Raw genomic sequence first — 10,216 nt, 5'->3', positions numbered from 1 at the left:
TCACCCACGACATGGGTGTCGTCGCCGAACTGTGCGACCGCGTGAACGTGATGTACCTGGGCGAAATCGTCGAGCAGGCCACCGTGGACGACCTGTTCTACGACACCAAACATCCCTACACGCGGGCGCTGTTGGACTCGATGCCCCGTCCCGACCAGACCGTCGACGAGTTGACGCCGATTCGGGGCGTCATGCCGGAAGCCATCGACCCGCCCCGAGGCTGTCGGTTCCACACGCGCTGTCCGGACGCCCGCGAGGTCTGCACCCAAGTCCATCCGGAGTGCAAGGAACTCGCGGAGGCGGGCGAACGCTCGCACAAGGCGGCCTGCGTGAAACACGACGCGTTCGACGTGGGCTACGAGTTCAGCGACCCCATCGAGATTCGAGCCACGACGGGCATCACGGACGACATCGTGACGGATGCACAGGGGGACGACTGAGATGAATGACACCATGTCGACGGGGGAACTGGCCGACGAGGACACGAGAGCGGGCGAGACCATCCTCGAAGTGGACGGTCTCACGAAACACTTCTCCGACAGCGGCGGCTTCCTGTCCGGCCTGTTCGGCGAGCAAAAGCCGGTTCGCGCCGTCGAGGACGTCTCCTTCTCGATTCGGAAGGGCGAGACGCTCGGCTTGGTCGGCGAATCGGGCTGTGGCAAAAGCACGCTCGCACGGGCCATCCTCCGCCTCGTGGAGCCGACGGACGGAACGGTGTACTTCAAGGGTGAGAACCTGACCACACTGGGCGGTGAGGACCTGCGCGCCCAGCGCAGGGACGTACAGATGATCTTCCAGGACCCGCAGTCCTCGCTGGATCCGCGGATGAAAATCGGTCCAATCGTGGAGGAACCGATGAAGGCCCACGGGCTGTACGACGCCGACGGACGGGAGCAGCGAGCCCGTGAACTGTTGGAGAAGGTCGGGTTGGACCCGCAGCACTACAACCGCCACCCGCACGCCTTCTCGGGGGGCCAGCGCCAGCGGGTGAATCTGGCGCGGGCGCTGAGCGTAAACCCTGACTTCATCGTCTGTGACGAACCCGTGACGGCGCTCGACGTCTCGATTCAGGCTCAAGTGCTCAACACGATGCGCTCGCTGCAGAAGGAGTTCGGATTGACGTACCTGTTCATCGCCCACGACCTCTCGGTCATTCGGCACATCTCGGATCGGGTCGCGGTGATGTATCTCGGCCAGTTGGTCGAGTTGGCGGACAAGGAGGAGTTGTTCGAGAACCCACAGCATCCGTACACGCAGGCGCTGCTCGAATCCATTCCCGTGCCCGACCCGCGCGTTGCCGAGACGCGAGGCGTGTTGGAGGGCGACGTTCCGTCACCCATCGACCCGCCGAGTGGCTGTCGGTTCCGGACCCGCTGTCCGAAACTCATCGCGCCGAAGGAGTACGACTTCTCACGCGAAGAGTGGGACGACACGCGTCGATTCCTCCGGGAAGTCCAGCGCCGGTCGTTCGAACCGACGACGGAGTCGGATCTCGTGGACCGTTTCTTCGATGGAACGACCCCGCAGGGTGAGGCGGGGAGCATCGTGGACGACGCCATCGGCCGAATCGTGGCCGGGGATTGGGACGGTGCGACGGAACTATTGAACGAGTCGTTCGCCGAAACGAGCGTCTGTGCGAAACAAATTCCCGACTACGAGGTGCCGACCCAACACGGAACGTCGCTCCACGAGGCAGCGTGTCATCGGCATCGAGACGACGTCATCGACGACATTCAACAGTAAAGTCATTCGAAGGGACTCATCGAACTTTTTCACACCGCTCCTATCGAGCCATCGTTTCAAACATCGTCGTTAGTATCTCTGATATGATTTCGACCGTATTTCGACGTCAGTATCGTATACTGTCCCGTCCACGGGGTTCGGGATCATCGAACCGTAGCTACATCCATTAAGTAACGGCTTCCTAAGACACAACAGGTGCTGGATACTTATACTTACGAACATCGTCGCAGAATTATCCAATGGCAGTGTCACGCCGAGAGTTCATCACGTCAGCGACGGCGACAGCGATTGCAAGTCGAGTCGTAACCGGAACGGTTAGCGCGAAACCGACTACTGACGCTCGAATCGTGCTCGTCTACGACGATGGACCGGTAACCGATTACACGAAAGCGTTCCCGGTGCACAAAGAGGAGGGTGTTCCGGCCTCCATCGGAATCGTCTCCAAATGGGTCGGGACCGATGGGTCGGAGAGCATGAGCAGGGCGGCGACCGCGGACGAGTTATCGGAAATGGAGTCGTTCGGGTTCGAGATCATGTCGCACACCAGGGAGCACACGTCACTCACGTCCTTTCCACTCGCAGCGGACATCGAACCGGATGATACCCGGGCATACCCGAAGGGACCTCACGCCTCTCATCCCTTCCACCACGGGTACGAAGTCGAGATTTACGACGGGAACAAGTCGGTGACACGGAAAATCGTCGGATCGGGGCGAAACGACGACGACGACCGATACATGGTGCTCGACGAACCCGTCGGAACGACCTTCGACGCCGACACCGCTCGGGAGCGATTGACGCCGAAAACGATGCGGTATCTCCTTCACGACTCGAAACGGACGCTCGAATCGTACGGTTTCGAGGTGGACAACCTTCTCGCTCCCTTCGATCAGTTCTCCGGTTACGCGGAGCGGTTTACCGAGGAGTTCTACACCGGCGTTGCGAACGCAGTCGATTCGGACGGTATCAACCCTCGCGGGAAGGTCGATCCGTACGGAATCCGACGCGATTACTTCATCGAGTACACCGATTGGGAGACCATCAGCGGGGAACTCGACACCATCGCGGAGACGAACGCGCTCGGTGTTTTCGGGGCACATACCCAGCGGGAGGAGGTCACGCCGGAGAAAATCCGCCGGATGATTCGAGCGGCGAAACGGCGGGGTATCGAAATCGTGACCCTTCGGCAGGCGCTCGCGGACGCCGGGTTCGGTCCCGAAACCGCGACCACCACGACTACCACGACCACCACGACGAACGGAACCACGGCCACTGAAACCGCCACGAGCAACGAAACGGCGACACCGACGGGAACACGAACCGTGGTTGCGGATTCGACCAAATCGTCCGGCGACGAAAGCCTCCTCGACAGGTACGGCCCGGTCGGTGCCGTCGGTTGTGTGGGTGCGGGTCTCGGGGCGTTTTGGTGGCGGCAAAACGACGACGAGTGAGCTACCGAAGCGTGATGGTCGTTTCGCCCCTCGGTCGTTCGTTTTCGGTGGCGAGATATGCCGCGACGGTGTATTCACCGGGGTCGGCGGCGACCCGGCGGGTGGGTTCGTTTTCACGTTGGAACCACCCGTCCCACGTCACGCTGGCCCGCTTTTTCTCCCGAGCGCGGAAGTAGAAGGCGTTCGGTCGGTTTCGAACGTAGTAGGTTTCGTCGCTGGCTTCGAGTTCCCCGTTCACTTCCCATCCCCAGAGTCGCTGCTGTGGGGTCTCCACGACGACGGGAAACGGGCTTCGGTTGTCGAACGTTACGGTGATGGGTATCTCGTCACCGATTTCGTAACTCTCGTCCGGCGTCGAAACCGAGACCGAAATGCTCCGCCGGGCGACCCGCTGCGGGACGAGCGCCCTGAGCGCTCGTCCCATGTAGTTGACGTTCTCGTCGAAACCGAACTGATCATCCGAGTCCCTTCGTTCCATGGACGTATCGTTCCGCGATAGTTACTCGTGGACGGGCCTGTCTCTTGTGGTTTCGCGGTTCGAAAAAGGTGACCGCTCGAACGTCGATATCCATCTACTGTTGCCCGGGTTGTCGATATCGACTCACTTCGGTCGTAGAACGCGTACGAGCGGCCGGTTTCCGATTCGATGGTGACACGACACTGTCGTTTATCGCCCGTACGCTGACGATTTCGTCCTGTCTGCCGGAAATCCCCTTCTGGTCTGTGTTGGTGTGTCCGCGGACGTCGATATCGCTCGACTCGGGTCGGCGTCCCTTGCTTCCAACGTCGATGTGGCGGACACACCACCGCGAGCGGCGTCCGGTATTGGCGGGGGCAGTCGTCGCTGCTTTCTTCAGATTTCGTTTTGTCCAGTCGCGCCCGCCATTCTTTCCCCATATATATAGGAGGAATATACCGGATTAAACGTTTATCCTAAACAGATAGGGTCCCGAATTCGAGGGCGAACTCGATTCCGTTTCGTACTTCGAATCGGTTCGGGGAATCGTTCGGATCAGTTCGCGATCGGAACGGGCAATCATCGTCGTGGAGACGTTGACGACCGATCGCTCCCAAATATTTATCATGTCGCACGTTTTAGGCCAACCTAAACAATTCGTCTCGAAGGAGAGACGGGGGACTACCGATGAAAGTTCAAAACAAAACGAAGCGAGCGGACGTTTGGGCGTGTCTGTACGCCGTCTTCTTCGACACCGATCACACCGAAGAAACGAACGAATCGGCGACTGAGAAATGAGTTCGGTTGGCTGACGACGGTTTCGTCAGCGGTCGGTCTTACTTCCAGCCGTGGTGACCGTGGCCGCGACCGTGGTGCCAACGGCCGTCGAACGACAACTCCGCGATTCGGGTGTGATACGGGTCACGTTCCTCCGCGTCCGGGTCGATGTCGATGTCCGGCGAGTACTGGCTCACGGTCCAGTACGTGCCGGTACGCGGGTCCACGGAGATTCCGTTGTAGTCTCCCCAGCGCATGACCTCCCCTCCCTCGCCATAGTCGTACCGTGATTTTCCCTCCTCGACGACGATGGAGTCCTCCAGTTTGTTCAGGGTGTACTCCTCGGTCCGGCCTGCGACCGCCATGCTCGGATACGTGTCGGGTCCGCTCACGTTGTGCGTGATGATGGTCGAGTCGCCGTCGGACTGGACGGTCGGGATGAAGTACGACGTTCCCGCCTCGCCGTACACGCCGCTCTGGACGACTTCCTTCGAACGCGTGTCCACTTCGTACCACTTGACGGCGGCGACCGGTTCGCCGTCGCCGGTCCAGTCGTAGGCGATGGTGTGGGCCGTCCACAGCGACCCGTCGTTGTAATCGAGGTTCATCTGGCGCGTCCCGAGCGTGTCGATGCGCTTGTCCGAGTCCGGTTGTCGGGCCGTCGGCGGATAGGAAAACGGTTCGACCGGGACGGTGTGACACTCCAGTTTCGGGTTCTCGAGCGGACTCGTCAACTCCCAGAGCGTGAGCGCGCTCGCCGTCGGGTCGGGGAAGATGGAGTCGATGAGGTAGAACGTTCCGTACTGGCCCCCAGAGAACGGCTGGAGCGCCGGTTGAACGGTGAAGTCGTCACCGTCGACGTTCGGGTTGTCCAAGTCGGTGAAGTGATACCCCGTCACATCGCGCCCGTGGTACAGCGCCTCCTTGTCGAGCGTGACCATCGTCACCGACACCTCGTCGGCAAAGAAGTTCTGCGCGAGGTAGATCGCGTCCCTGTCCAAACCGAGCGTGGGATAATCGACGAGTCCCTCGTTGTCTATCGGCGGTATCCGGTAGACGTTCCACTTCCCGTTCGGGTTCGCGTTCCGGGAGACGGCGACCAGCCACCACCCCTGTGGTGGGCGCTCCATTGCTTCCGCTTCGGTTTCCGCCTCGTCGTCCTCTTCGCCACCGTCTTCTCCATCGTCCCCGCCTTCTCCCGGTTCACCGCCCGCTCGTTCCTCCTGTTCTTCCCGAGTGATGATTTCCCCGTCCTCGGTGATGCCGGGTTCGTACTGTGTCGCGGCGACGACGAACCGGTTTTCCCGCCGGTCGTAGCGCGCCCGTGGGTCGAAGACGAACGGTTCGCCGTACACGTAGCCCCCTTCCGGTTCGTCGATAACCGGCGCGAAGATATCGTTCAACTGAACTGATAGCTCCTCGTGTCCGGATCGTTTGTCGAACACGGCGACCTGCGTGTTGAGCGCGTGGATGACCTTTCCGTATCCGGCCGCGATCTGCGAATCGGACGGGACGCCGCCGGTCGTCCCTTCGGCATTCACGCCGTCGTACTCGGTGGAAATCGACAGTTCGTCCTCGTCGCCGTGATGTCGGTGCCAGTGACCGTCCTCCTGGTCGTGACGATGGCGTCCACGGTGTCCGTGTGCCCGTGACGCCTCGATTTCCGCCCCGTTCACAGGAGACCCCGCACCCGTGTCTTCCGTCTTCACACTCCGCTGTGGATGGGAGGCGATCTTCCCGAAGTTCACCGACCCCCCGGAGTAGGTCCGCTCGAACGGTCCTTCGGCACACTCCCCGTCCGCCGCACGCACCGATGACGAACCGAGTCCCGGAACCGCCATGCTCCCAACCCCGAGACCGGCGAGTTGAATCGCCCGCCGTCGGTTCAGACGGAAATAGTCGTTGGAGTTCTCTTCCGGTCCCTGATCGATATTTTTGTCGTTCATCACAAATAATAAAGATGGTAGATATACATTATAGTTATTCATGAATATTATATAAAAGAATTCAGTGACAGCGAGAAATCCGACAAGAATTGGAAACGTTTCGAAATACAGGAAGAATTTTAGAACATCGTCTTCGATCCGGGGTGGAACTCGGATTCCGTGAGTAGTGGGGCAAAAAAGTGGCTCTGTACGTACGGGGAACGGATCGATGTGGGGAGTATTCTGGACGTCGATTCGTTCTCAAACGAATCCGATTTTAGAAAACCAGCACGTATCTCATCATTGTTCCAACTATGTTATCTATATATTATGATATTTTAAGTAATCTGGGGTACGTAAATCGTCCAATGAGAGATTCCGACCGCTGGTGGCGTCGCATCGATATCTCACGACTGTTACCGACCAGTATTCGAAGACGCCACGCGCGGAAGTTCTTCGTCGGCGTGCTGTTCGTCATGCTCGTAACGAGCAGTGTCGGTGCGTTCAGCTACGCCAAAACGAAGGATCGGATGGACTCCCAAGTGCGGGATCAACTCAGTTCGACGGCCGAACTCCAAGCGGACGGGTTGAACGGTTGGGTCGCGGGCCTTCGGAGACAGACGCGAACGCTCTCGAAGGCCAAACAGTTCCAGAACGGAAACGTCGAGCAGATAGATTCCTTCATGCTGTCCGAGCACGGGTCGATGGACGATACCATCACCGCGGTGCACTACATCGACGTACGGTCGGGCAACGTCCTGTCGAGCACGTCGTCGAACGTCACCGGAAAAACGATGACGTCGCTGGGGTCGTCGTGGAATCGGACGACGGTGGAGAACCACGCGTCCGTTTCGTCGTACGTAGACGAAACCAACGAGAAGGTGCAGGAGATACACGACACGACGGAGAAACAGGCCGAATCCACGGGGGAAGTCGTCGAGAAGGTGAACGACGTCGCCACCATCAGTGAGGTGACGAGCGCGGAGGCACAGACGGTCGCGGCCGCCGCGGAGGAACAGACGGGTGCCCTCTCCGCGGTCGAGGAGAGCGTCGCCGACCTCGAACGTCGGGCGAAAAACCTCCGGGAAACGATGGAGACGTTCGAGACTGCGGAAACACTCCACGAGAACTCCGATACTGCCGACGATCCGCGAACTCCCGCCGAGCACGACGATTCGACAGTCGAAACGAAACGGAGAAACGATCGTCCGAACCGGTTCATAACGCCCGTTTTGCGGGACGGTAGCCGGTAACTGTCCGGGTCGCTCGGCACCTACTCACAGCACGACGAACCCGATACCCACGGCGGCGACGACGCCGAGAACGACGACGACCGTTCTCCCCAGCGCTCGCGTTCCGAACAGCCACACGACGGCGATTTTGACGGCAGTGTTGACGCTCGCCGCGAGGACGATTCCGCCCGTCGCCGTCGCCGTCGAGATGTCACCGCTCCGCGAGAGGTTGCTCAACGAAATCGTGATGGCGTTGATATCGACCAGACCGGAGACGATGGCGATCGAATAGACGCCGACCGCCCCGAACTCGGCACTGAGCGCCGCGGAGGCGACGAGTACGAGCGCGAAGAAGACGCCGAACAGGAGCGCGGGCCAGAGCCGAAACAGGTTCTCGATGTCCGCGGCCAACGGAGCGTCCCCACGGATACCGCGATATTCGACGGCCGCGACGACCACGCCGACGACGGTCATCCCGGTGATCGGCACGACGACGGGGACGAACAGCGCCGGATTGACGACGAGCACCTCCAACAGAATCCGGACGAACATCGCGAGCGAGGCGATGACCGTGGCGATGCCACAGAGTCCCGTGAGCGAATCGTCACGGCGCGCGTTCTCGGCCATCGAGACGGCCGTCGCCGTGGACGAGACCAACCCGCCGAGCGCACCCGTCACTTCGAAGCCGACCTCGCTACCGACGAGTTTCGCCAGCACGTACCCGGAGAGGCTGATGCCGCTGACGAAGACGACCATCAACCAGACGAATCGGAAATCCAGCCCACCCAACGCCGCGATCCGCTCGGATGGTAGCAGGGGAAAGACGACGAGCGCCACGATGAGGAACTTCAGACTCGCGCGCATCTCGGCCTCGTCGAGGCGGTCCGCGAATTCGTGGATCGCCCGCTTCTCGGCCAGCAGGGCCATCGTCACCGTCCCGAGGACGACGGCCAACCGAAGCCCCGTGTCCGAGTGGGTCGCCATCGCGCCGTAAACGAAGGTCAACATCGTCGCAACCGCCGTCGTCATCCCGATGTCGCCCGTCGTCGCCACCTTGCTGACGTAGGCGACGACGACCAACCCACCGACGAGGACGACCGCAATCGGCAGGAGGTTCGGAAAGAACGCCTGCACGAGCGCGCCGAATCCGGCGATGAGCGGGAGCGTTCTGCTCCCGGCAAAGGGGGTTCCGGGGTCGCTCCACTCCCGTTCGATGCCGATGAGGAGGCCGATTCCCAGCGCGATGAAGACAGCGACGACCAACGGAACCGCCATGACGTGTACGTAGGCGGGGAATAACCATCAATCGTCGTGTCGGTTTCCGGACTTCGGCTCGAAAAACCCTACTCGTCGGAGCCGTGGACGGTCATCACCGGCACGTCGGCCAACCGAACGACGCGCTCGGCGACGCTTCCGAGCAGGTAGTGTTCGAGGCCGCGCCGTCCGTGGGTTCCCATCACGATGCAGTCGATATCGTTCTCGTCGACGTAGTCCAATATCACGCGATAGGGGCTCCCGCCCGTGACCACTTCGTCGGTAATATCGACGCCCGCGTCTTCCGCCCGTTCGCGCACCCGTCCGACCGCTTTCCTCCCGCGCGATTCGAGGTCGTGCAGGACGTTGCCCTCGTACGCGTCGGCCCACATCGCGCCGATGTCCACGACGTACACCGCGTGAATCGTCGCGTCGAACGCCTTGGCCAACTCGATGGCGTTGTCCGTCGCTTCCATGGCCGATTCGCTCCCGTCGGTCGGGACGAGGATGTTGTCGTACATCGGGGGGAGTACGGCGGGGGGAGAGAAAGTGCTGTGGTGTTTCGTTCACAGGAGCGATGAGTGAACCCGAGGGACGCGCTCCGTTCGAACAACCGCGATGGGAAGGACGAACAAACCTATAGTCCACGAGCACCGTATCGAATCGTATGCAGCGAATCGACATCGACGACGTGGAATCCGGAAGTATGGGAGACGCCGACCGTCGCGGACTCTCGGACCCGCTGGAGACGGAGGATATGTCCATCAACCACTACGCCCTCGAACCGGGCGAGGCCTTCTCGGGCGGACTGCACACGCACCTCGACCAGGAGGAGATATTCTACATCGTCTCGGGGACGGCGACGTTCGAGACCAAACCCGAACCGGACGCTGAAAGCGAAATCGCCGAGGTCGGTGCCGGGGAAGCGATTCGGTTCCCGGCCGGTGAGTACCAGCAGGGACGCAACGAATCGGACGACGACGTGGTCGCGCTCGCGCTCGGCGCGCCACGCGACTCGACCGAAGTGCGCGTCGCACAGCCCTGTCCGGAGTGTGAGAGCGACGTTCTCGCGTTCGGGATGGGCGACGACGGGATGTACCTCGAATGTCCCGACTGTGGGACGACCGTCGAAATGTAACACCACGAGCGAGCTTTTTCACACGATTCGAGCGAGGAGTTCCGTGGGAACCGTTCGAAAAGACGTTCTTTCGCTTTCCGTAGCGACTATTCTCGGAGCAGGTTCGGGTAGTTGACGATAACCCCGTCCACGCCCGCCTCCGCGAGTTGCTCGGCCTGATACCACGTATCGAAGGTGTAGACGTTGACCTCGCGGCCCTCGTCGATCTATATATCAGATTTCAGACATTTTATCTACTT

General features: G+C 60.6%; 9 protein-coding genes and 1 pseudogene. 5 read left to right on the top strand and 5 right to left on the bottom strand.

The window, feature by feature from the left end; all coding sequences use genetic code 11:
- The 3 genes from NKF26_RS13390 to NKF26_RS13380 all read left to right on the top strand — a co-directional run.
- The coding region (locus tag NKF26_RS13390; protein ID WP_342766343.1) for an oligopeptide/dipeptide ABC transporter ATP-binding protein at window positions 1-440 on the top strand (440 nt) is incomplete at its 5' end.
- 1 nt (window position 441) lies between these two features.
- Window positions 442-1,743, top strand: a complete 1,302-nt coding sequence (locus tag NKF26_RS13385) for an ABC transporter ATP-binding protein (RefSeq protein ID WP_303647123.1) — start codon at window positions 442-444, stop codon at window positions 1,741-1,743.
- Window positions 1,744-1,982: 239 nt separating this feature from the next.
- The gene (locus tag NKF26_RS13380; protein ID WP_253234434.1) at window positions 1,983-3,194 is read left to right on the top strand and encodes a polysaccharide deacetylase family protein; all 1,212 of its coding nucleotides are present in this window, start codon (window positions 1,983-1,985) and stop codon (window positions 3,192-3,194) included.
- A gap of 1 nt (window position 3,195) precedes the next feature.
- Here NKF26_RS13380 and NKF26_RS13375 read toward each other — a convergent pair whose 3' ends face one another.
- Together NKF26_RS13375 and NKF26_RS13370 are read right to left on the bottom strand one after the other, a co-directional pair.
- Window positions 3,196-3,672: an arrestin family protein gene (locus NKF26_RS13375; RefSeq protein ID WP_253228598.1), complete on the bottom strand. Its 477-nt coding sequence runs from the start codon at window positions 3,670-3,672 to the stop codon at window positions 3,196-3,198.
- A gap of 815 nt (window positions 3,673-4,487) precedes the next feature.
- Window positions 4,488-6,374: a hypothetical protein gene (locus NKF26_RS13370; RefSeq protein ID WP_253234433.1), complete on the bottom strand. Its 1,887-nt coding sequence runs from the start codon at window positions 6,372-6,374 to the stop codon at window positions 4,488-4,490.
- Between the two features lie 347 nt (window positions 6,375-6,721).
- On the opposite strand from NKF26_RS13370, the gene NKF26_RS13365 reads away from it, so the two are divergent.
- Window positions 6,722-7,606 carry a hypothetical protein gene (locus NKF26_RS13365; protein ID WP_253228596.1) on the top strand — a complete coding sequence of 295 codons (885 nt, stop codon included), beginning with the start codon at window positions 6,722-6,724 and terminating at the stop codon, window positions 7,604-7,606.
- Between the two features lie 24 nt (window positions 7,607-7,630).
- On the opposite strand, the gene NKF26_RS13360 is transcribed toward NKF26_RS13365, so the two are convergent.
- A complete protein-coding gene (locus NKF26_RS13360) occupies window positions 7,631-8,860 on the bottom strand; it encodes an MgtC/SapB family protein (protein ID WP_253228595.1) in 1,230 nt (409 codons plus the stop codon).
- A 68-nt stretch (window positions 8,861-8,928) separates the two neighbouring features.
- Window positions 8,929-9,360: a universal stress protein gene (locus NKF26_RS13355; protein ID WP_253228594.1), complete on the bottom strand. Its 432-nt coding sequence runs from the start codon at window positions 9,358-9,360 to the stop codon at window positions 8,929-8,931.
- A 146-nt stretch (window positions 9,361-9,506) separates the two neighbouring features.
- On the opposite strand from NKF26_RS13355, the gene NKF26_RS13350 reads away from it, so the two are divergent.
- Complete coding sequence (locus NKF26_RS13350) at window positions 9,507-9,977, top strand: cupin domain-containing protein (protein ID WP_253228593.1); 471 nt, start codon at window positions 9,507-9,509, stop codon at window positions 9,975-9,977.
- 86 nt (window positions 9,978-10,063) lie between these two features.
- On the opposite strand, the pseudogene NKF26_RS13345 reads toward NKF26_RS13350, so the two are convergent.
- A pseudogene (locus tag NKF26_RS13345) lies at window positions 10,064-10,180 on the bottom strand (glycerophosphodiester phosphodiesterase family protein); the annotation flags it as partial.
- Window positions 10,181-10,216: the final 36 nt, after the last annotated feature.

The organism is Haladaptatus sp. AB618, from assembly GCF_024136965.1.
Classification (GTDB): Archaea; Halobacteriota; Halobacteria; order Halobacteriales; family Haladaptataceae; genus Haladaptatus.
This window is presented reverse-complemented; position numbering and strand designations above follow the sequence as displayed.

What these genes read in the sequence shown, in the direction of transcription:
- NKF26_RS13385 (WP_303647123.1), top strand. Translation starts at nt 442, where the DNA reads ATGAATGACACCATGTCGACGGGGGAACTGGCCGACGAGGACACGAGA.
- NKF26_RS13380 (WP_253234434.1), top strand. Translation starts at nt 1,983, where the DNA reads ATGGCAGTGTCACGCCGAGAGTTCATCACGTCAGCGACGGCGACAGCG.
- NKF26_RS13375 (WP_253228598.1), bottom strand. Translation starts at nt 3,672, where the DNA reads ATGGAACGAAGGGACTCGGATGATCAGTTCGGTTTCGACGAGAACGTC.
- NKF26_RS13370 (WP_253234433.1), bottom strand. Translation starts at nt 6,374, where the DNA reads ATGAACGACAAAAATATCGATCAGGGACCGGAAGAGAACTCCAACGAC.
- NKF26_RS13365 (WP_253228596.1), top strand. Translation starts at nt 6,722, where the DNA reads ATGAGAGATTCCGACCGCTGGTGGCGTCGCATCGATATCTCACGACTG.
- NKF26_RS13360 (WP_253228595.1), bottom strand. Translation starts at nt 8,860, where the DNA reads ATGGCGGTTCCGTTGGTCGTCGCTGTCTTCATCGCGCTGGGAATCGGC.
- NKF26_RS13355 (WP_253228594.1), bottom strand. Translation starts at nt 9,360, where the DNA reads ATGTACGACAACATCCTCGTCCCGACCGACGGGAGCGAATCGGCCATG.
- NKF26_RS13350 (WP_253228593.1), top strand. Translation starts at nt 9,507, where the DNA reads ATGCAGCGAATCGACATCGACGACGTGGAATCCGGAAGTATGGGAGAC.